General features: G+C 64.2%; 23 protein-coding genes. 19 read left to right on the forward strand and 4 right to left on the reverse strand.

Features of this window, described 5'->3' with window-relative positions; translation table 11 throughout:
* Nucleotides 1–253: 253 nt before the first annotated feature.
* Entirely contained in the window at nucleotides 254–2143 is a 1890-nt protein-coding gene (gene parE / locus ACVOL0_RS13445) for a DNA topoisomerase IV subunit B (protein WP_481549531.1), read from the reverse strand.
* 158 nt (nucleotides 2144–2301) lie between these two features.
* Between parE and ACVOL0_RS13450 the strand changes: the two genes are divergently transcribed.
* From ACVOL0_RS13450 to truD, 7 genes are all read left to right on the forward strand, one after another.
* Nucleotides 2302–2553, forward strand: a complete 252-nt coding sequence (locus tag ACVOL0_RS13450) for a hypothetical protein (protein ID WP_481549532.1) — start codon at nucleotides 2302–2304, stop codon at nucleotides 2551–2553.
* Between the two features lie 129 nt (nucleotides 2554–2682).
* On the forward strand, nucleotides 2683–4347 hold the full coding sequence (locus tag ACVOL0_RS13455) for a CTP synthase (protein ID WP_481549533.1): 1665 nt from the start codon (nucleotides 2683–2685) through the stop codon (nucleotides 4345–4347).
* A 292-nt stretch (nucleotides 4348–4639) separates the two neighbouring features.
* On the forward strand, nucleotides 4640–5932 hold the full coding sequence (eno, locus tag ACVOL0_RS13460) for a phosphopyruvate hydratase (protein ID WP_481549534.1): 1293 nt from the start codon (nucleotides 4640–4642) through the stop codon (nucleotides 5930–5932).
* A gap of 5 nt (nucleotides 5933–5937) precedes the next feature.
* Entirely contained in the window at nucleotides 5938–6336 is a 399-nt protein-coding gene (ftsB, locus tag ACVOL0_RS13465; protein WP_481549535.1) for a cell division protein FtsB, read from the forward strand.
* Nucleotides 6333–7031 carry a 2-C-methyl-D-erythritol 4-phosphate cytidylyltransferase gene (ispD, locus tag ACVOL0_RS13470; RefSeq protein ID WP_481549536.1) on the forward strand — a complete coding sequence of 233 codons (699 nt, stop codon included), beginning with the start codon at nucleotides 6333–6335 and terminating at the stop codon, nucleotides 7029–7031. Before ftsB ends, ispD begins: the two co-directional genes overlap by 4 nt.
* 45 nt (nucleotides 7032–7076) lie before the next feature.
* Nucleotides 7077–7577, forward strand: a complete 501-nt coding sequence (gene ispF, locus ACVOL0_RS13475) for a 2-C-methyl-D-erythritol 2,4-cyclodiphosphate synthase (RefSeq protein ID WP_481549537.1) — start codon at nucleotides 7077–7079, stop codon at nucleotides 7575–7577.
* Nucleotides 7574–8665 (forward strand): tRNA pseudouridine(13) synthase TruD, encoded by a 1092-nt coding sequence (gene truD / locus ACVOL0_RS13480; protein ID WP_481549538.1) that lies wholly within the window; start codon nucleotides 7574–7576, stop codon nucleotides 8663–8665. Before ispF ends, truD begins: the two co-directional genes overlap by 4 nt.
* Nucleotides 8666–8819: 154 nt before the next feature.
* Here the strand turns inward: truD and ACVOL0_RS13485 are convergent, their stop codons facing one another.
* The gene (locus ACVOL0_RS13485; protein ID WP_481549539.1) at nucleotides 8820–9359 is read right to left on the reverse strand and encodes a Smr/MutS family protein; all 540 of its coding nucleotides are present in this window, start codon (nucleotides 9357–9359) and stop codon (nucleotides 8820–8822) included.
* 181 nt (nucleotides 9360–9540) lie between these two features.
* Between ACVOL0_RS13485 and surE the strand changes: the two genes are divergently transcribed.
* The 4 genes from surE to ACVOL0_RS13505 are packed head-to-tail and all read left to right on the forward strand — an operon-like array spanning nucleotide 9541 to nucleotide 12401.
* A complete protein-coding gene (surE, locus tag ACVOL0_RS13490) occupies nucleotides 9541–10320 on the forward strand; it encodes a 5'/3'-nucleotidase SurE (RefSeq protein ID WP_481549540.1) in 780 nt (259 codons plus the stop codon).
* Nucleotides 10317–10994 carry a protein-L-isoaspartate(D-aspartate) O-methyltransferase gene (locus tag ACVOL0_RS13495; RefSeq protein WP_313171538.1) on the forward strand — a complete coding sequence of 226 codons (678 nt, stop codon included), beginning with the start codon at nucleotides 10317–10319 and terminating at the stop codon, nucleotides 10992–10994. Before surE ends, ACVOL0_RS13495 begins: the two co-directional genes overlap by 4 nt.
* Before the next feature lie 19 nt (nucleotides 10995–11013).
* A complete protein-coding gene (locus ACVOL0_RS13500; RefSeq protein ID WP_481549541.1) occupies nucleotides 11014–11628 on the forward strand; it encodes a YqaA family protein in 615 nt (204 codons plus the stop codon).
* A complete protein-coding gene (locus ACVOL0_RS13505; protein WP_481549542.1) occupies nucleotides 11625–12401 on the forward strand; it encodes a peptidoglycan DD-metalloendopeptidase family protein in 777 nt (258 codons plus the stop codon). Before ACVOL0_RS13500 ends, ACVOL0_RS13505 begins: the two co-directional genes overlap by 4 nt.
* A gap of 317 nt (nucleotides 12402–12718) precedes the next feature.
* On the opposite strand, the gene ACVOL0_RS13510 is transcribed toward ACVOL0_RS13505, so the two are convergent.
* Together ACVOL0_RS13510 and yhbY are read right to left on the reverse strand one after the other, a co-directional pair.
* On the reverse strand, nucleotides 12719–13099 hold the full coding sequence (locus tag ACVOL0_RS13510; RefSeq protein WP_481549543.1) for an Mth938-like domain-containing protein: 381 nt from the start codon (nucleotides 13097–13099) through the stop codon (nucleotides 12719–12721).
* A 16-nt stretch (nucleotides 13100–13115) separates the two neighbouring features.
* The gene (yhbY, locus tag ACVOL0_RS13515) at nucleotides 13116–13421 is read right to left on the reverse strand and encodes a ribosome assembly RNA-binding protein YhbY (protein ID WP_481549544.1); all 306 of its coding nucleotides are present in this window, start codon (nucleotides 13419–13421) and stop codon (nucleotides 13116–13118) included.
* Nucleotides 13422–13485: 64 nt separating this feature from the next.
* On the opposite strand from yhbY, the gene rlmE reads away from it, so the two are divergent.
* The 8 genes from rlmE to ACVOL0_RS13555 all read left to right on the forward strand — a co-directional run bounded on the left by rlmE (nucleotide 13486) and on the right by ACVOL0_RS13555 (nucleotide 20765).
* Complete coding sequence (gene rlmE, locus ACVOL0_RS13520; protein ID WP_282271929.1) at nucleotides 13486–14118, forward strand: 23S rRNA (uridine(2552)-2'-O)-methyltransferase RlmE; 633 nt, start codon at nucleotides 13486–13488, stop codon at nucleotides 14116–14118.
* Between the two features lie 58 nt (nucleotides 14119–14176).
* Nucleotides 14177–16102 carry an ATP-dependent zinc metalloprotease FtsH gene (ftsH, locus tag ACVOL0_RS13525; protein ID WP_481549545.1) on the forward strand — a complete coding sequence of 642 codons (1926 nt, stop codon included), beginning with the start codon at nucleotides 14177–14179 and terminating at the stop codon, nucleotides 16100–16102.
* A gap of 108 nt (nucleotides 16103–16210) precedes the next feature.
* Complete coding sequence (locus tag ACVOL0_RS13530; RefSeq protein ID WP_282271167.1) at nucleotides 16211–16399, forward strand: hypothetical protein; 189 nt, start codon at nucleotides 16211–16213, stop codon at nucleotides 16397–16399.
* A gap of 108 nt (nucleotides 16400–16507) precedes the next feature.
* Nucleotides 16508–17404 (forward strand): dihydropteroate synthase, encoded by an 897-nt coding sequence (gene folP / locus ACVOL0_RS13535; RefSeq protein ID WP_481549546.1) that lies wholly within the window; start codon nucleotides 16508–16510, stop codon nucleotides 17402–17404.
* Nucleotides 17404–18357, forward strand: a complete 954-nt coding sequence (gene miaA, locus ACVOL0_RS13540) for a tRNA (adenosine(37)-N6)-dimethylallyltransferase MiaA (RefSeq protein WP_481549547.1) — start codon at nucleotides 17404–17406, stop codon at nucleotides 18355–18357. The genes folP and miaA overlap by 1 nt, the downstream gene beginning before the upstream one ends.
* Nucleotides 18358–18449: 92 nt before the next feature.
* Nucleotides 18450–18737, forward strand: a complete 288-nt coding sequence (gene hfq / locus ACVOL0_RS13545; RefSeq protein ID WP_282271171.1) for an RNA chaperone Hfq — start codon at nucleotides 18450–18452, stop codon at nucleotides 18735–18737.
* A 14-nt stretch (nucleotides 18738–18751) separates the two neighbouring features.
* Complete coding sequence (hflX, locus tag ACVOL0_RS13550; RefSeq protein WP_481549548.1) at nucleotides 18752–20062, forward strand: ribosome rescue GTPase HflX; 1311 nt, start codon at nucleotides 18752–18754, stop codon at nucleotides 20060–20062.
* Between the two features lie 208 nt (nucleotides 20063–20270).
* Complete coding sequence (locus ACVOL0_RS13555) at nucleotides 20271–20765, forward strand: CinA family protein (protein WP_282271197.1); 495 nt, start codon at nucleotides 20271–20273, stop codon at nucleotides 20763–20765.
* The last annotated feature ends 20 nt before the right edge of the window (nucleotides 20766–20785 follow it).

Consider the following 20785-nt stretch of genomic DNA (forward strand, 5'->3'; position numbering starts at 1 on the left):
CGGGTTGGAACTGAGGTAGCCGGTTTGCGGTCTGCAAACAAAAACCCGCCAGTGATGGCGGGTTTCTTGTTGGGGCGCGGCTGCTTGTAGGAGCGGCGTAAGCCGCGAAGCCGGTGCTGCTGGCGGGTCAGGGATCTTTGCCATCTGAAGATGTGCTTGCTTCGCGGCTTACGCCGCTCCTACAAAAGCGGCGCGCGGCCAACAAAAAGCCCGCCGGTAAGGGCGGGCTTTCGGTGCATCAAAGTTGCTGGGATCAGGCTTCCAGCGAGGCCAGGTCGCCCTTGCTCTCCAGCCAGCCCTTGCGGTCCGGGGCACGCTTCTTGGCCAGCAGCATGTCCATCAAGGCCGAGGTCTGCTCGCTGTCGTCGACGGTCAGTTGCACCAGGCGGCGGGTATCCGGGTGAATGGTGGATTCGCGCAGCTGCGAGGGGTTCATCTCGCCCAGGCCCTTGAAGCGGGTGACGCTGACCTGGCCACGGATCTTCTCGCGCTCGATCTTGTCCAGCAGCGAGCGCTTCTCTTCCTCGTCCAGCGCATAGAACACCTGCTTGCCCACGTCGACGCGGAACAGCGGTGGCATCGCCACGAACACGTGGCCGGCATCCACCAGCGACGGGAAGTGGCGCAGGAACAGGGCGGTCAGCAGGGTGGCGATGTGAAGGCCGTCGGAGTCGGCGTCGGCCAGGATCACCACCTTGCCGTAACGCAGGCCGGACAGGTCGTCCTTGCCGGGGTCGCAGCCAATGGCGATGGCCAGGTTATGCACTTCTTCGGAGGCCAGTACGCTGCCCGAGGCGACTTCCCAGGTGTTCAGGATCTTGCCGCGCAGCGGCAGGATGGCCTGGAAGTCCTTGTCGCGGGCCTGCTTGGCGCTGCCGCCTGCCGAGTCACCTTCCACCAGGAACAGCTCGGTGCGCGACAGGTCCTGGCTGATGCAGTCGGCCAGCTTGCCGGGCAGGGCCGGGCCCTGGGTGACCTTCTTGCGGGTGACCAGCTTTTCGGTCTTCAGGCGCGCACTGGCGCGCTCGATGGCGATCTGTGCGATTTTCTCGCCCAGCTCCACGTTCTGGTTCAGCAGCAGGCTGAAGGCGTCGTGGGCGGCGCCTTCGACAAAGCCGGCGGCCTGGCGCGAGGACAGGCGTTCCTTGGTCTGGCCGCTGAACTGCGGGTCGGTCATCTTCAGTGACAGCACGAAGGAGACGCGGTCCCAGACATCTTCCGGGGCCAGTTTGACGCCGCGCGGCAGCAGGTTGCGGAAGTCGCAGAACTCGCGCAGCGCCTCGGTCAGGCCGGTGCGCAGGCCGTTGGCATGGGTGCCGTGCTGGGCGGTCGGGATCAGGTTGACGTAGCTTTCCTGCACCAGCTCGCCTTCCGGCAGCCAGGCCACGGCCCAGTCAACGATCTCGGTTTCCTTCTTCAGCGAACCTGCGAACAAGTCGGCCGGCAGCATTTCACGCTCGCCCAGCTCGGCCTTCAGGTAGTCGCGCAGGCCGTCTTCGTAATACCAGGTGTCGACTTCGCCGGTGGCTTCGTCGGTCAGTTTCACGGTCAGGCCCGGGCACAGCACGGCCTTGGCGCGCAGCAGGTGGCGCAATGCGCGCACGTTGAATTTGGGTGTGTCGAAATACTTGGGGTCGGCCCAGAAGCGCAGGCGGGTGCCGGTGTTCTTCTTGCCGACGCTGCCGACCACTTCCAGCGGAGTGGCGCGGTCGCCATCGCGGAAGGTGATGCGGTGCTCGCTGCCGTCGCGGCGGATGTGGATCTCCACCAGCGTGGACAGGGCGTTGACCACCGATACGCCAACGCCGTGCAGGCCGCCGGAGAAGGTGTAGTTGCGGTTGTTGAACTTGCCGCCGGCGTGCAGCCGGGTCAGGATCAGTTCGACGCCCGGGATCTTTTCTTCCGGGTGGATGTCCACCGGCATGCCGCGGCCGTCATCGCTGACCTCGCAGCTGCCATCCTTGAACAGGGTGACTTCCACGGTCTTGGCGTGGCCGGCCAGGGCCTCATCGACCGAGTTGTCGATCACTTCCTGCGCCAGATGGTTCGGGCGGGCGGTGTCGGTATACATGCCAGGACGGCGTTTGACCGGGTCCAGGCCAGAGAGGACTTCGATGTCAGCGGCGTTGTAACGGGCGTTCATGGATCTCGGTAGGGCGCAAATCGACGTGGGAGTGTGCGGTCTGGCGGCGATTTTTGCACGCAGGGCATTCAGGGCCGGGGCAGCTGCGGCAAGGTATCCTGTATGCGGTTCCAGAAAGGCCCGCCATTCCAGGCGAGGCAAGCCGAGGAGGTTTTTGGATGAAAACGTCAAAATTGCTGGTTCTGGGTGTTGTTGTCGCCGCCGTCGCCGCCGTTCCCTTTGTGATGGCGCAGAGCGCTGACAAGGGCAAGGCTGGCGAGGCCGCGCAGGCTGCGCCGGTCGACAAGGCGCAGAGCGAGGCCGAGCAGAAGGCCAAGCGCCGGGCTGCCGCCGCTGCCCAGGACAAGGCCCAGGCTGAGCAGCCGGCGCCGCGTGAAGAAGAGGAAGAGGAAGCCCGTCGCCGTCGCTGACGCGGTTTCGCCGAGTTTCAAGGACGCCCCGGCGCAGGTCGGGGCGTCTTTTTTTTAATCCGCCGCATCCAGTGCTTGGGTGTTTTGGCGACAACCTTTAAACTAGGGCTTTCCGGGAGGCAGTGAGCCGTGACCCCCCTTATTTTTGTTACCGGTGGTGTGGTGTCCTCGCTAGGCAAGGGCATTGCAGCCGCGTCCCTGGCCTCGATTCTCGAGGCGCGTGGCCTGAAGGTCACCATGATGAAACTGGATCCGTACATCAACGTCGATCCAGGCACGATGAGCCCCTTCCAGCATGGTGAGGTCTATGTCACCGACGACGGTGCCGAGACCGACCTGGATCTGGGTCACTACGAACGTTTTGTGCATAACCGCCTGAGTCGCAAGAACTCGGTGACCACCGGGCGTATCTACGAGAACGTGATCCGCAAGGAACGCCGTGGTGACTACCTGGGTGCGACCGTGCAGGTTATTCCGCACATCACCGACGAAATCCGTCGCTGCATCGACGAGGCCACTGCTGGCTTCGACGTGGCGCTGGTGGAAATCGGCGGTACCGTCGGCGACATCGAGTCGCTACCGTTCCTGGAGGCCATCCGCCAGGTGCGCACCGAGCGCGGTCCGGAGAAGGCGCTGTTCATGCACCTCACCTTGGTGCCGTACATCGGTGCCGCCGGTGAGCTGAAGACCAAGCCGACCCAGCACTCGGTCAAGGAACTGCGCTCGATCGGCATCCAGCCTGACGTGCTGCTGTGCCGTTCCGAGCAGGCGATTCCGGATTCGGAGCGCCGCAAGATTTCGCTGTTCACCAACGTTTCCGAGCGTGCCGTGATCAGCGTGCCGGACGTGGAAGTGCTGTACCGCGTGCCGATGGGCCTGCACGCACAGGGTCTGGACGAAATCGTGGTCAACCAGCTCAAGCTGGGTGACAAGGCCGGTCCGGCCGACCTGTCCGAGTGGGAAGCGGTGCTGGATGCCGCGTTGCACCCGCTGGATGAGGTCACCATCGCCGTGGTCGGCAAGTACGTCGACCATCAGGATGCGTACAAGTCGGTGGGCGAGGCGCTCAAGCACGGCGGCCTGCGCCAGCGCACCAAGGTCAACCTGAAGTGGCTGGAAGCGCAGGAACTGGAAGAATCCGGCCTGTCCGCGCTGGAAGGCGTGGACGGTATCCTGGTGCCGGGTGGCTTCGGTGATCGCGGTTTCGAAGGCAAGGTGCTGACTTCGCAGTACGCCCGTGAGCAGAAGGTGCCGTACTTCGGCATTTGCTATGGCATGCAGGCGGCAGTGGTTGATTTCGCCCGCCACGTGGCCGGTCTGGAAGGCGCCAACAGCACCGAGAACGACCGCCAGTCGCCGAATCCGGTGATCGGCCTGATCACCGAATGGCGTACCGCCACCGGTGAGGTCGAGAAGCGTGACGAGAAGTCCGATCTGGGCGGCACCATGCGCCTGGGTCTGCAGGAGCAGCGCCTGAAGCCGGGTACCCTTGCCCGCGAGCTGTACGGCAAGGACGTGGTGGCCGAGCGTCATCGCCATCGTTACGAGTTCAACAACCGTTACCGCACCCAGTTGGAAGACGCTGGTCTGGTGATTGCCGGCAAGTCGATGGACGACACGCTGGTGGAAGTGGTTGAGCTGCCGCGCGACCAGCACCCCTGGTTCCTGGCCTGCCAGGCGCACCCGGAGTTCCTGTCCACCCCGCGCGGGGGCCATCCGCTGTTCATCGGCTTCATCCGCGCCGCGCGCGAGAAGAAGGCGGGCGGCAAGCTGCTGCAGGAAGCCCGCGCCTGAAGAGGTAGTGCCGAGCCATGCTCGGCAGGGGCGCTACCCGTGGCGTGTGAATGGAGGTGAGCTTCGCTCTCCTCACCCTCATCCGCCCTTCGGGCACCTTCTCCCACAGGGAGAAGGGCAAGGCTCTCCACAAACAAGGCCCGCCCAGTGCGGGCCTTGTGCGTTTCAGCGGTCCGCGCCGCTTTCAGGCGAAAGCAACGGCCGCGCCAGCCTGCGCTTCGTTTAAACTCCCGGCTGGTATTTGTGTTTCCCGTCGATAACAGACTCTCCTGAACGAGCCTAGCCCCCAGACATGACCAACATCGCCAAGATCCACGCCCGTGAAATCCTCGACAGCCGTGGCAACCCCACGCTGGAAGCCGAAGTCACCCTGGCCGACGGCTCGTTCGGCCGCGCCGCCGTCCCGTCCGGCGCTTCGACCGGCACCAAGGAGGCCGTGGAGCTGCGCGATGGCGACAAGACCCGTTACCTGGGCAAGGGCGTGCGCAACGCCGTGGGCAACATCAACGGCACCATTGCCACCGCGCTGGCCGGTTTCAATGCCGAAGACCAGGAAGGCCTGGACCGTCGCCTGATCGATCTGGACGGCACCGAGAACAAGGGCCGCCTCGGCGCCAATGCCCTGCTCGGTGTTTCCATGGCCGTTGCCCACGCGGTCGCCGCTTCGAAGAAGCAGGCGCTGTGGCAGTACCTGGCCGCCAAGACCGGCGCCACCCCGTCGCTGCCGGTGCCGATGATGAACATCATCAACGGTGGCGCCCACGCCGATAACAACGTCGACTTCCAGGAGTTCATGGTGTTGCCGGTTGGCTTCAGCTCGTTCAGCGAATCGCTGCGCGCCGGCACCGAAATCTTCCATGCGCTGAAGTCGGTGCTGAAGGGCCACGGCCTGAGCACGGCGGTCGGCGATGAAGGCGGCTTCGCGCCGGACTTCCGCAGCAACGTCGAGGCGCTGGACACCATTCTGGAAGCCATCGGCAAGGCCGGCTACACCGCCGGTGAAGACATCCTGCTGGGCCTGGACGTCGCCTCCAGCGAGTTCTACGAGAACGGCAAGTACAACCTGGTCGGCGAGAACAAGCGCCTGACCTCCGAGCAGTTCGTCGACTTCCTGGCCGACTGGAGCGCGCAGTACCCGATCATCAGTATCGAAGACGGCCTGGCCGAGAATGACTGGGCCGGTTGGAAGCTGCTGACCCAGCGCGTCGGCAACAAGGTGCAGCTGGTCGGCGACGATCTGTTCGTCACCAACCCGAAGATCTTCGCCGAAGGCATCGAGTCGGGCACCGCCAACGCGATCCTGATCAAGGTCAACCAGATCGGCACCCTGACCGAGACCCTGGAAGCCATCGCCATGGCCGACAAGGCCGGCTATGCGGCCATCGTCTCGCACCGCTCGGGTGAAACCGAAGACACCACCATCGCCGACATCGCCGTGGCCACCACTGCCACCCAGATCAAGACCGGCTCGCTGTGCCGCAGCGATCGCGTGGCCAAGTACAACCAGCTGCTGCGCATCGAGGAAGCCCTCGGCAGCGGCGCACGTTATGCCGGCCGTGATGCGTTTGTCTCGCTCAAGCGCTGATCGTCATGCGTAATTGGCGCTGGCTGCTGCTGGTGCTGGCGGTACTGCTGGGATTGCTGCAGTACCGCTTCTGGTTTGGCCAGGGCAACTCGGGCGAAGTGATGATGCTCGAGGCGCAGGTGGCCAACCAGAAGCGTGACAACGACGGTCTGCAGCAGCGCAATGATTCCCTGGCGGCGGAGGTCCAGGACCTCAAGGATGGCGAGGCTGCCATCGAAGAGCGTGCGCGCAGCGAACTGGGCATGATCAAGCCGGGTGAGAAGTTCTACCGGGTGGTTGAAGATGCGCCAGTCGCCGCGCCGTTGGCGCCGGCGGTTCCGGCCGCAGCTGCGCATTCGCCGCCTGCAGCGTCGACGTCGGCCGGGCAGGGCAATCAGCAATCTCCGCCGGAGAACGTGCCGTGATCGTGCAGACCTGGGCGGTCGTCCCTGCGGCTGGGCGTGGCGCGCGTTTTGGCGGGCCGGTGCCCAAGCAGTACCTGCTGGCCGACGGTGAGCCGCTGCTCGCGCATGCCTTGCAGTCGCTGCTTGCGCATCCCGGTGTGGCCGGGGTGATGGTGGCCATTGCCGAAAACGATGCGGATTGGCCGGGCTGGACCTCGTTCGCCGACAAGCCGGTGCTGACCTGCGTGGGAGGAGAGACCCGCGCGGCGTCGGTTTTGGCGGGGCTCCAGGCCTTGCCGGATAGCGTGCGCGCCGATGACTTCGTGCTGGTCCACGATGCCGCGCGGCCAAATCTGGCTGCCGCCGATCTGAGCCGGTTGCTGGACGTGGGACGTGCAGATCCGGTCGGCGGCATTCTGGCCGCGCCGGTACGCGACACGCTCAAACGTGCTGGTGACGATGGCGGCATAGACCGCACCGAGCCGCGTGAGCGCCTGTGGCGTGCGCTGACCCCGCAGTTGTTCCGTCGCCATCAGCTCATCCGCGCGTTGCTTGACGCGGCCGCCGCTGGCGTTGACGTCACCGACGAGGCGATGGCGATGGAGCGGCAAGGCGTGCGCCCGCTGCTGATCGAGGGCGCCGAAAGCAATTTCAAGGTCACCACCCCGGCCGACCTGGCCCGTTTCGAATTCGAGCTGTCGCGGCGCGGCAGCTGATCCCTTGCCGGCGCGTTGGCGTCGGCTCTGCCAAGAAGTACTGCCATGAACTCTCCTGCTTCCTTCCCTCCCATCCGTATCGGCCAAGGCTATGACGTGCACGCCTTCGGTGAGGGCGACCACATCATGCTGGCCGGTGTGCGCGTGCCGCATAGTCGCGGCGTGCTGGCGCACAGTGATGGCGATGTCGCCCTGCATGCGTTGTGCGATGCCATGCTCGGCGCGCTGGCGCTGGGCGATATCGGCGTGCATTTCCCGCCCTCCGATGATCGCTGGAAGGGGGCGGACAGCAGTCGCTTCGTCACGCATTGCAATGCGTTGCTGCGCGAGCGTGGCTGGCAGGTCGGCAATGTCGACATCACCGTGATCTGCGAGCGGCCCAAGGTGGGTCCGCATGCGTTGGCCATGCGCGAGACGGTCGCGCAGCTGTTGGCGATCGATCTGGATCGGGTCAGCATCAAGGCCACCACCAGCGAGAAGCTGGGCTTCACCGGTCGCGAAGAAGGCATTGCCGCGCAGGCCATGGCCTTGTTGGTGGCCGCATGATCGCCCTGCCGTTGGCCTTTGGTGAGCCGGTACTGACTGCGGCTATCCGCAGCGTGCCGGAAGACTTCCAGGTGGATGAAATTCCGGCGTTCGAAGCGACTGGCGAAGGCGAGCACCTGCTGCTCGACATACGCAAGCGCGGCGCCAATACCGTGGCCATTGCCAAGCAGTTGGCGCAGTGGGCTGGCGTGCCGGAAATGGGCGTCAGCTATGCCGGGCAGAAGGATCGGCATGCGGTGACCACGCAGCGCTTCAGCGTGCACCTGCCCAAGCGCGTGGCGCCGGATCTGGCGCTGCTGGAGTCGGATGAGCTGCATGTGCTGGCGTCGACCTGGCACAACCGCAAGCTGCAGCGTGGCGCATTGGCGGGCAATCGCTTCAAGCTGGTGCTGCGCGGTGTGCAGGGTGACAAGGCGGCCATCGAAGAACGGCTGCAGATTGTCGCCGCACGCGGCCTGCCGAACTGGTTTGGCGAACAGCGCTTTGGCCGCGATGGCGGCAATGTGCCGGCGGCGCTGCAGATGTTTGCTGGCCGCCGGGTGCGCAAGGACCAGCGTTCGATGCTGCTGTCCGCCGCGCGTTCGGCCCTGTTCAATCGTGTGCTTGCCGCGCGCGTCGAGGCGAGTACGTGGGACACGGCGTTGGAGGGCGAGGTTTGGATGCTGGACGGCAGTCGTTCGGTGTTCGGCCCGGAGCCGATGAGCGAGGTGCTGGCCGAGCGCCTGGCGCGTTTCGATATCCATCCCAGCGCGCCGTTGTGGGGCGTTGGCGAGCTGCGCGCGACCGGTGCCGCACGGGCGCTGGAAGATCAGGCGTTGGGTGATGAGCAGGCCTTGGCGCTGCGGGCCGGGCTGGAGCAGGCCGGGCTCAAGCAGGAGCGCCGTTCGTTGCGCCTCAAGCCCATGTTGATGCAACACCAGTGGTTGGCCGATGAGGTGCTGGAAGTGTCGTTTGCCTTGCCGCCGGGCTGTTACGCCACCGCAGTGCTGCATGAACTGGGTGAAGTGACCGACGCCAGCCGCAATGAAATTGCTGGCGCGCCGACCGCTGATGCCGAGTTGTCGGGCGAAGAAAGTAGCGCTGACTAGCTGCTTGGCAACGGTGTAGCCCGGGTAAGCGCAGCGCACCCGGGAAACGGGTTCGAAACGTCACGCCCAAAGCCCCGGCTGCGCCTTGCCTGCCTGGGCTACGAGACTGCAGCAGCCGAATCGGCCATGCGAACAGACTGGCCGAGCCGGCCGCTCAGCGGTTGGCCAGCAGCACCAATACTGCGCCCGTGCCGCCTTGGGTGGGCGGCGCCGAATGAAACGCCAGCACGTCATTGCGCTGGCGCAACATGCGGTCGACCAGATTCTTCAACACTGGTGCACCGCCATCCGATTGCAGGCCCTTGCCGTGGATGATGCGCACGCAGCCGTGTTCATGTGCGCGCGCTTCCAGCAGGAATTGCCGCAGCAGGTTCTCGGCCTGGGCAGCGGTGGCGCCGTGCAGGTCCAGCTCGTCCTGTACTGAATACTGGCCGCGTTTGAGCCGTTGGAACATCTGTGGCGGCAGGTTGTCGCGCCGGTAGCTGGCGGTGTCGCCGGCTTCCAGCGGTTTGCTGGAACGCAACAGGCGGGCGAATTCGCCCAAGGCCGCGGATTCATCCTGTTCGGCCATGCGCGCGCGCGGCTTGGGCCGTGGTTTGCCCGTCGCCGGTGCTTCCACCTGGCGCATCGGCGTCACTTCGCCAATGGCCGAGCGGAACAGTGCGGCATCATCTTCTTCATCTGGGTACGACATTCGTACAGCGTAACGTGCGCGCGGTCGCAGGCAAGTCCCGCGACGGTGGGAAGTGCCGCGGCGCATTCCGGTATCATGGCCGCTCAGGTCGGTCCGTCACGGTGATGTACTAACCGGAGGTTCCGGCGATTGCGGCGCTGAGTGGGAGCGTCGCGTGTTGATCCAGTAACCCAGGCCTTTAATGCGCGTACTTGTATCAAATGACGATGGTGTGGACGCCCCCGGCATAAAGATGTTGGCCGAGGAGCTTCGCAACGCCGGACACGAAGTCACCGTGGTGGCGCCGGACCGCGATCGTTCCGGTGCTTCCAACTCACTTACGCTGGATCAGCCGGTGCGTTTGCGCCGGATTGACCATTACACCTGTGCGGTGGCGGGTACGCCGACCGACTGTGTGCATCTGGCGCTGACCGGCATGCTTGAATTCGATCCTGACATAGTGGTGTCGGGTATCAACAATGCCGCCAACCTCGGCGATGACGTGATCTATTCGGGCACGGTATCGGCGGCGATGGAAGGGCGCCACCTCGGCCTGCCCTCGGTGGCGGTATCGCTGGTCACGCACAAGCACGAAGCCAAGAATTTCGTTACTGCCGCACGCGCTGCGGTGGAGATCGTGTCTCGCTTGATCGCTGATCCATTGCCGGCCGACACCATTCTCAACGTCAACGTGCCGGACCTGCCTTGGGACGAGATCCGCGGCTTCGAGGTCACCCGGCTGGGCAACCGTCATCGTGCCGAGGCCTGTGTGCCGGCGACCGATCCGCGCGGCAATACCGTGTACTGGATCGGCCCGGCCGGCAGCGAGCAGGACGCTGGCCCTGGCACCGACTTCCATGCGGTACGCACCGGGCATATTTCGATTACCCCGATCCAGGTGGACCTGACCCGCTATTCGGCGCTGGAAAAGGTCGCCAGTTGGGTCGGTGGGCTGACCGAAACGCTGGGGAAGCCTGAATGACGCCGCGCCTGCGCCTGCAGCCGGAGGCCGTGGGTATCGGCATGACCTCGCAGCGGGTGCGCGACCGGCTGGTGGATCGCCTGCGTGAAGTGGGCATCGCCGACGAGGCCACACTCAATGCTGTGCGCGTGGTGCCGCGGCATCTGTTCATCGATGAGGCGCTGGCATCACGTGCTTACGAAGACACTGCGCTGCCGATCGGCCATGGCCAGACCATCTCCCAGCCCTGGGTCGTGGCGCGGATGACCGAGGTGGTGCTGGCTGTCGCACCGAAGAAGGTGCTGGAAGTCGGTACCGGCTCGGGTTACCAGGCTGCCATCCTTGGCGCGTTGGGCCTTGAGGTTTTCACCGTCGAGCGCATCGGTGACCTGCTGCGGCAGGCGCGCAAGCGCTTCCGCCACCTGGGCATGAATATCCGCACCAAGCATGACGACGGCCGCATCGGTTGGCCGGAGCACGGTCCGTACGATGCCATCGTGGTGACGGCCGCCGCGCCGGCGCTGGTGGATGCATTGATTGATCAATTGGCAGTCGGTGGCCGACTGGTGGCCCCGGTTGGTGGGCCGGGTGGACAGGTGCTGTTGCAGCTGACCCGACAGGCTGATGGCACCATTACCCAGGAAGAGCTGGCACCGGTGAGCTTCGTGCCGTTGTTGCCGGGTATGTTGGACTGAGAACAGGATTACTCGCTGAATGAAGATTTTCGGGCCGTTGTACGACCGCGCCATGGTCTGGGCCGCCAATGAGCGCGCGCCTACCTATTTGACCGTACTGAGTTTCATCGAGGCCATCATCTTCCCGGTGATGCCGGAAGTGATGCTGATGCCGATGTGCGTGGCGCAGCCCCGCAAGGGCTGGCGCTTCGCGACGCTGAGCCTGGCTGGCTCCATGGTCGGCGCAATGGTGGGTTACGCGCTGGGGCATTACGCCTTCGAGGTGCTCAAGCCGGTGTTCGAGGCGATGGGCATGCTGCCGGCAATCGAAAGTGGCATTGCCACCCTGCAGGCCAAGATGGCGGAGTCGCCGTGGGCGGTGTTCACCTTCCTGGTGCTGGGTGGTTTCATGCCGATCCCGATGAAGGTCTTCACATGGGCCTCGGGTATCGTCGGCGTGCCGTTGCCGCAGTATGTGCTGAGCATGCTGGTTGGCCGTGGCAAGCGGGTGTATTTGTTGGCGGCTGTGATCCGCTTCGGCGGCGCACAGGCGGCTGAACGGTTGCGGCGCTGGATTGAACCACTGGGCTGGATTGCCACCGTATTGGTGGTTGGCCTGGTGGCGTGGCTGGTCTGGAGGGCAAAATTCGCATGAATGCATTGATGTTGGGCAAGGGTTCAAGCAGGGCGCTGGCGGTGCTGGCCGTGGTTTCGTTGGCAGCGTGCGGCACTGCCACGGTGGTGAAGCCTTCGAGCGGAAGCTCGGGCTCGTCTGCATCCACCACGCCGCGCACCTCGGTGGCCAAGCCTGGGCAGACGGCGGTAGTGCGTCGTGGCGATACCTTGTTCGGTATTGCCCGGATCAACAACATCACCCCGCGTGATCTGGCCGCTTGGAATGGCTTGTCCGAGCCGTATACGATCTATCCGGGGCAGGCCCTGCGCCTGTATCCGGGCGGTGCGGCGTCCACTCGGCCGGCAAGCGGTGGTTCGACGACTGCTGCCACCCGGCCTGTAACGCCGCCGCCTGCGGCGACGCCTACACCGGTCAATAGCGGTATTGCCTGGCGTTGGCCGGCCGATGGCGCCCTGGTCGGTCGTTTCGTCGCCGGTGAGGCTACCAAGCAGGGTGTGGATATCGCCGGCAGCAGCGGTCAGGCGGTACGTGCTGCCGGTCCGGGTGTGGTGGTGTATTCCGGTGCCGGTCTGGTTGGCTACGGCGAGCTGATCATCATCAAGCACAACGACCAGTGGCTGTCGGCCTATGGGCACAACCGCAAGCGTCTGGTCAACGAAGGGCAGAACGTGAAGGCTGGTGATCAGATCGCCGAGATGGGCCGTACTGGCACCTCACGCGACATGCTGCACTTCGAGATCCGCTATAACGGCAAGCCGGTCGACCCGCTGGTCTACCTGCCGCAGAAGTAAGTGCCTGTTGCAATCAGTCCGTAGTGCCGAGCCATGCTCGGCAGCGGCTTCCCTGACGGTGTGTCAGTGCGCACCGAACTTGTGGGGGCGGCGTGAGCCGCGAAGCTGATGAACTATCCGATGCACTGTCCGTAAAGCCCCTGCCGAGCATGGCTCGGCACTACAGGGGGGCATTTGGCCTTGCGGGCATGGGCTGCGAATCAGATGTGGTTGGAATTGCAGGCATGCCTGCGGTCTGATTGACCGTCTGCTTCGCGGCTTGCGCCGCTCCTGCAAGAATCAGCCCTGGCGATGCCCCTGCGCAGCGTAGCTGCGCTTTACGGGGTGCTTTCCAGAATGATGGCCATCACCACGCGGCGGTTTTCGCCGGCCAGCACGTTGTAGGTGCGCGCGGCCGACGCGTTGTTCATCACCTCGATGCCGATACCACGGGTCAGGCAGGCTGCCATGATCGCCGCCGGCGGGAAAACCTGTTTCTCACCCGTGCCAAGGATCACTAGCGCCGGATTCAGTTCCAGTGCTGCGTCCAGGTCTTCGGCGCGTAGCTCGGCCACCGACGCAACCGGCCAGTCTTCAATCAGGTTGTTCGGTGCAAGGATGAAGCTGCGGCTCAGCGCGCGGTCGTTCACCTGCGCGTGGCGGCCGTCGGCCGAGCGCAGGGAATAGATGTAATCAGGAAGCTCGCGGCTGAACTGCATGGGTACTCCTCGCCGATCAGCCGCGCGGCAGCACGATCTGGCGCTTTTCCTTGGCCGGGCGGTACAGCACGGCGACGTGGCCGATGCGCTGCACCAGGGCGGCACCGCTGGCCTGGATCAGCTCGTCGATCAAGGTGTCGCGGGCTTCGCGGTCTTCCGCAGCAACCTTGACCTTGACCAGTTCATGGCGTTCCAGCACTTCGTCCAGCTCGGCCAAAAAGGCCGGAGTGACCCCTTTGCCACCGATCTGCAACAGTGCTTTCAGGTCATGCGCAGTGCCGCGCAGGAATCGGTTCTGGGCCGAGGTCAGGACGATGGACATGCAGGACTACAGGTAATCAAGGGGGTTCAGGGTATCATGACCACCCCTGTGAGCCCCATTGCCAATGCCTTCCCGTAGCAAAAGTAGCCAGCGCTGGCTGAAAGAACACTTCTCCGATCCTTTTGTGAAAAAGGCCCAGAAGGAGGGCATGCGCTCGCGCGCGGCCTACAAACTGGAGGAGCTGCTGGAGCGTGACCGCCTGCTGAAGCCGCATATGGTGGTGGTCGATCTGGGCGCCGCGCCGGGTGGCTGGTCGCAGCAGGTGCGCAGGCAGATGGGCGACACCGGCCGCGTATTGGCGCTGGATATCCTGGAGATGCCGCCCTTGGCTGGCGTGGAGTTCCTTCACGGGGACTTCAGGGAAGAAACGGTCCTATCGCAGTTCGAAGCCATGGTAGGTGACCAGCCGGTAGACCTTGTGCTGTCGGATATGGCCCCCAATAAGAGTGGTATGGATGCGGTTGACCAGCCGCGGATGATGCACTTGGCGGAGTTGGCGATGGATTTTGCCGACAACCATCTCAAGCCGGGTGGGGCGTTCCTGATCAAGTTGTTCCAGGGCGTTGGCTTTGACGACTACGTGCGTGAATTGCGCCGTCGTTATGAAAAAGTCGCCATTCGCAAGCCGGATGCTTCGCGCAAGCGTTCACCTGAGGTTTATGCCCTTGGGCAGGGCAAGCGCACCCAGATAAAGTAAGCTCAGCCATACGACTTTTCAGTATTTAGTATCTAGAGGGACACCGGAGCCGATGAGGATGAACGACCTGACCAAGAACCTCCTGTTGTGGGTGGTTGTCGCCGTCGTGCTGATGGTGGTGTTCCAGAGCTTTGCCCCGCGCAGCGGCGCGGCGGCCGCTGGTGATGCCCGCAATTACACGCAGTTCCTGCAGGAAGTGGATGCGGGCCGGATCAAGTCGGTTGAATACACCGACAAGACCACGCTGACCACCAACCACCTGCGCTTCAAGCGCTCTGACGGTTCCGACGGTGCACTGTACGCGCCGGCCGACCCGAAGCTGCTGGACCAGCTGTATTCCAAGAATGTTGAAGTTGCCCGTCAGGAACCGGCCGGCCCGAGTTTCTGGGGCATCGTGCTGCAGTTCCTGCCGATACTGCTGCTGATCGGTTTCTGGATCTTCATGATGCGGCAGATGCAGGGTGGCGGTGGCGGTGCCAAGGGCGCGATGTCCTTTGGCAAATCACGCGCCAAGCTGCAGGGCGAAGACCAGATCAAGGTCACCTTTGCCGACGTTGCTGGCTGCGACGAAGCCAAGGAAGAAGTCGGCGAGTTGGTCGAGTTCCTGCGCGATCCGTCCAGGTTCACCAAGCTGGGCGGCAAGATCCCGCGCGGCGTGCTGATGGTCGGTCCGCCGGGTACCGGCAAGACCTTGCTGGCCCGTGCCATTGCAGGCGAGGCCAAGGTGCCGTTCTTCGCGATCTCCGGTTCGGACTTCGTCGAGATGTTCGTCGGCGTCGGCGCCAGCCGTGTGCGCGACATGTTCGAGCAGGCCAAGAAGCATGCGCCGTGCATCATCTTCATCGACGAAATCGATGCCGTGGGCCGTCACCGCGGCTCGGGCACCGGCGGTGGTCACGATGAGCGCGAGCAGACCCTGAACCAGATGCTGGTCGAGATGGATGGCTTTGAGGGCGGTGAAGGCGTGATCGTCATCGCTGCCACCAACCGTCCCGACGTACTCGACAAGGCGCTGCTGCGTCCGGGCCGTTTTGACCGTCAGGTCATGGTCGGCCTGCCGGACATCAAGGGCCGCGAGCAGATCCTGCGCGTGCACCTGCGCAAGGTGCCGGCCGCTGATGACGTGCGTCCGGAAGTGCTGGCGCGCGGTACCCCGGGCTTCTCCGGCGCCGATCTGGCCAATCTGATCAATGAAGGCGCCCTGTTTGCGGCTCGTCGCAACAAGCAGGAAGTCGACATGAAGGACTTCGAGGACGCCAAGGACAAGATCTACATGGGTCCTGAGCGTCGCAGCATGGTGATGCGTGAGGAAGAGCGTCGCAATACCGCTTATCACGAGTCCGGCCACGCCGTTGTCGCCATGTCGCTGCCCAAGGCCGACCCGGTGCACAAGGTCACCATCATGCCGCGCGGTTGGGCCCTGGGTCTGACCTGGCAGCTGCCGGAGCACGACCACATCAGCAAGTACAAGGAGCGCATGCTGGAAGAGTTGGCGATCCTGTTCGGTGGCCGCATCGCCGAGGAGATCTTCGTCGGTGAGATGTCGACCGGTGCCTCCAACGACTTCGAGCGTGCCACCAAGCTGGCCCGTGCCATGGTCACAAAGTACGGCATGTCCGATGTGCTGGGCATCATGGTCTACGCCGACGAAGAAGGCGGCTATGGCATGCACAGCAAGACCATTTCCGAGGCCACCCAGCAGAAGGTGGACGCGGAGATCCGTCGCATCCTCGACGAGCAGTACAACGTTGCCTACAAGATCCTGGACGAGAAGCGCCAGATCGTCGAGGCAATGACTGCTGCGTTGCTGGACTGGGAAACCATCGATGCCGACCAGGTCAAGGCGATCATGGAAGGCCGCAAGCCGTCGCCGCCTGCAGGTTGGGTGGACAAGGGTGGCAACAACGACCGCGCCGACGACGGCAAGGGTGGCGATGCCCCGCAGCCGGTGGCGCCGATCACCGATCCTGCCGGCCAGCATTGAGCCAGCAGCATCAATAAAAACGGGCCGGTTTTCCGGCCCGTTTTTTTATGCGCCAGCCGTCGTGCTGGGCGAGAATAGCGGCACTTTGGTTTCCCCTGGTTATGCCCCATGAATGATTCCACGCCGCCGCCCAAGGCCCCCTCGGCCAACGTGCCGGAGATGATCATCGCCACCGTGGCAGGTGTCGGTTTCGGGGTGAAGACCAACAACTTCCTCGCCGGTATCTTCATCGGCGTGGTGCTGGGTGTGATCCTGAGCCTGATCGGCAGCCGTATCCGCGCCCGCAACAAGGATTGAGCGCCGGTGCTGCACCGCCATGAGTCGGTTGAGAGTGTGTCGCCGGCTTCGCTGGCGCGCCGCTGTGGTGGCTTAAACTAGGCGCTGTTGCAGTCCGCCGGAGCGCCCATGTTTGATGTTTTCCCAACCCTTGAATGTGGCGACCGCACGCTGCGGCTGGATCGGCCGCAGGTGATGGGCATCGTCAACGTCACCCCGGATTCGTTTTCCGATGGCGGCCAGCATGCAGACACTGCCGCTGCTGTCGCGCATGCCTTGGCGCTGGTCGAGCAGGGGGCGGATCTGCTGGACATCGGTGGTGAATCCACCCGTCCGGGTGCAAGCCCGGTGTCGGTGCAGGAGGAGATTGACCGCGTCGTGCCGGTAATCGAGGCTTTGCTTTCACAGGTCGCCGTGCCGCTGAGCGTGGATACCTTCAAGCCGGAAGTGATGCGCGCCGCGCTGGCGGCAGGTGCCCACATGATCAATGACGTGCAGGCATTGCGGCAGCCGGGTGCGCTGGACGTAGTGGCTGCATCCCGAGCCGCGGTTGTGCTGATGCACGCTGAGGGTGGCCCCTACGATGCAGGCACCAGCCACGCCTATGTCGATATAGCCGGCGATGTGCAGCGCTTCCTCGCCGAACGTATTTTCTCCGCGGAAATGGCCGGTATCGGACGCAAACGTCTTCTGCTGGATCCGGGCTACGGATTCAACAAGGACACCGCGCAGAACTTTGCCTTGCTGGCCGCACAGGATCGCTTGAATGATCTGGGCGCGCCGGTGCTGGCAGGCTTCTCGCGCAAGCGCTGCATTGGTGATGTCACCGGGCGGGCGGTGGCTGCCGAGCGCATGGCCGGTTCGCTGGCCGCGCACCTGCTGGCGGTGCAGAAGGGCGCGATGATGGTGCGTGTGCACGACGTGGCCGCCACCGTTGACGCGCTCAAGGTGCTGGCTGCGTTCGATGCAGTGCCCGCGCCACGCGCCGACAGGCCTGCAATGCCGCGTTGGCCGGACGAGGATTGATGGGCATCGATCAGCGCCCCTTGGCCATCGCCCTGATGGGCCCGACCGCCTCGGGCAAGACGGCCGCTGCCATCGCGCTGGCGAAAGCCTATGACGGTGAAATCGTCAGCGTTGATTCGGCGCTGGTCTACCGTGGCCTGGACATTGGTGCGGCCAAACCGGACGCCGCCGAGCAGGACGGCATCCGCCATCACCTGCTGGATCTGCGCGACCCATGGCAGACCTATTCGGCGGCAGAGTTCTCCGCTGACGCGACCGCGGCGGTGCGTGACATCGTTGCGCGCGGCAAATTGCCTATTCTGGCTGGTGGTACCGGCCTGTATTTCCGTGCCCTGCTGCAGGGGCTTTCGCCGATGCCCGAGGCCGATCCGGCAATGCGCACGGTAATTGCCGCCGAGGCCGAGATGTATGGCTGGCCGGCCCTGCACGCGCAGTTGGCAGAGATCGACCCGGTTGCCGCAGCGCGCATCCACGCCACCGACCCGCAGCGCATCCAGCGGGCGCTGGAAGTGTATCGGCTGACCGGCAAGCCGATCAGCTATTGGCAGGGCTTGCCGGGGATCGCGCGCCTGCCGGCGCGGGTGTTGAAGCTGGTACTGGCCCCGACCGACCGTGCGGTACTGCATCAGCGCATCGAGCGCCGCTTCGACCTGATGCTGGAACGGGGCTTTCTGGACGAAGTGCGGGCGCTGCGAGCGCTGCCGCAGATGGCGGCAGTGGCTGCACCCTTGGACCTGCCAGCGGTACGTGCGGTCGGTTACCGGCAGGCCTGGCAGTACCTGGACGGGCTGGGAACGGCCGCCGAGTTCCGCGACAAGGGGGTGTTCGCGACCCGCCAGCTGGCCAAGCGTCAGCTCACCTGGCTGCGTGGCGAGCTGGATGCGCGCTGGTTCGACCCGGTTCGGGACATGTCTGGTGTGCAGAACGCGGTTTCCCGCTTTTTGCAAGGCTGAACCGACGCGCGGCGGTGTACCATCGGGGTTCCGGACGGGCAGGGGATGCCGCCATCGGTCCGGTTCATAAAAACAATAACGAGGAGTAGACGATGTCCAAGGGGCAGTCTTTGCAGGATCCGTTTCTGAATGCGTTGCGCCGCGAGCGCGTGCCGGTTTCGGTCTACCTGGTAAATGGCATCAAATTGCAGGGCACGATCGAGTCGTTCGACCAGTTCGTGGTGCTCCTGCGCAATACCGTCAGCCAGATGGTTTACAAGCACGCCATTTCAACCGTGGTGCCGGCGCGCAACGTGCGCGTGGGGCCAGGTGGTGGCTACGTGCAATCGGGTGATGGAAGTCAGGCAGCTGATGACGATATCGACAACGACAACGAATAAGCAGGTGGCGGCGCATGTTTGACCGCTCTAAAAAGGGCGAACATGCGCTGTTGATCCAGCCGCATGTTGGTCGGCTGGAAGAAGATGTACTGGAGGAATTCACCGATCTGGCGCGTTCGGCCGGGGCAAGCATTGCCGCGACCATCACTGCGCGCATGGACAGGCCGAACCCCTCCACGCTGATCGGCAGCGGCAAGCTGGAGGAGGTGAAGGCTGCGGCCGATGCCACCGGTGCGGATCTGGTGCTGGTCAACCATCAACTCAGTCCGGTGCAGGAGCGCAATCTTGAGCGCTACCTGGAACGCCGGGTGATTGATCGCACCGGTCTGATCCTGGACATCTTCGCCCAGCGTGCGCACAGCCATGAAGGCAAGCTGCAGGTTGAGCTCGCGCAGCTCCGGCATATGGCGACGCGGCTGGTCCGCGGCTGGACCCACCTCGAGCGTCAGCGCGGTGGTTCCATCGGTTTGCGTGGTCCGGGTGAAACCCAGCTGGAAACCGATCGCCGCCTGCTGCAGAAGCGGGTGGAGCAGCTGCAGAAGCGGCTGGAAAAGGTCGAGGTGCAGCGCACCCAGATGCGCCGCGCGCGCGTGCGCAGCGAAATGCCGCGTATCGCCCTGGTCGGCTATACCAACGCCGGCAAGTCCACGCTGTTCAATGCGTTGACCGGTGCCGAGGCCTACGCTGCCGACCAGTTGTTCGCCACCCTGGACCCAACCGTGCGGCGGATCAACCTGCCAGGCGGCAATGCGATGCTGGCCGATACCGTTGGGTTCGTGCGCAATCTGCCGCATGACCTGGTAGCGGCGTTCCGTTCCACGCTCTCCGAAGCGCGCGAAGCGGATTTCCTGCTGCATCTGGTCGATGCAGCCGATCCGCTGCGTGAAGAGCGTATCGCCCAGGTCGATGAAGTATTGGAGGCCGTAGGCGCGGGTGACCTGCCGCAGCTGCTGGTGTTCAACAAGATCGATCGCATCGAAGGTGCCGAAGTGCGTCACGACGCACAGGATGGCGTGCCGGATGAATCACGGCGCGAGCGGGTATGGGTTTCGGCGCGCGATGGCCGTGGGCTGGAGCTGCTGCAATCGGTACTGGGCAAGCGTCTGGGCCTGCAGCATGTCACCGGCCAGATCCGCCTGCCGCCAAGTGCTGGCCGCCTGCGCGCGCGCCTGCACCAGTTGGAAGTCATTCGGCAGGAGCAGGCCGATGAAGACGGCTGGTTGATCAAGGTGGATATCCCGATTGCCGAAGCCGAGAAACTGGCAGCAAGCGAGGATGGCGCGGTGATCCGCCCGTTGTTGCCAGAAAAATTGCCTGAATGGTGATTCGGGTGGGAAGAGACAGCCGGCCCCGTGCCGGCTGTCTTGTTTTGTGGGAGCGGTGTAGGCCGCGAAGCAGGGGTTCCCGAAGCTGGCAGCACCAGTGCAATCTGAGGATGTGTCGGCTTCGCGGCCTACGCCGCTCCTACAACTCCCACGCGGGCGTCATCTGCGGTAAAACGTAAGGGTTCTCCTCCCAGCCCCCTTTACCGCAATGTCCAATCCAACCGATGCCGATCTCAATGCCCTGGCTGCCGCACTCGGCGAACGCCTGCAGCAGGCCTCGCTGCAGCTGGTGACCGCGGAGAGCTGCAGTGGCGGCTGGATCGCCAAGAGCATGACTGATATCGCCGGCTCCTCTGCGTTCTTCGACTGCGGCATGGTGGTCTACAGCTATGAAGCCAAGCAGCGCCTGCTCGGCGTGCGCGCGCAGACCTTGGAGCAGTTTGGTGCGGTCAGCCGCGAGACCGTGCTGGAAATGGTGGCCGGCGCACTGATCAATTCCGGCGCAGGTGTGGCCGTGGCGGTGACCGGCATCGCCGGCCCCGGCGGCGGTAGCCCGGACAAGCCGGTCGGCAGCGTCTGGATTGGTTGGAAGCGCCGCGGCGGCTATGCGCGCGCGCAGTTGTTCCAGTTCGATGGCGACCGTGATGCGGTACGCAGGCAAACCGTGGATGCGGCATTGCGCGGCATCCACGACCATCTATGACATGCTGGCCCGGCCAGCAA

It is taken from the genome of Stenotrophomonas sp. STEN021 (assembly GCF_056760175.1).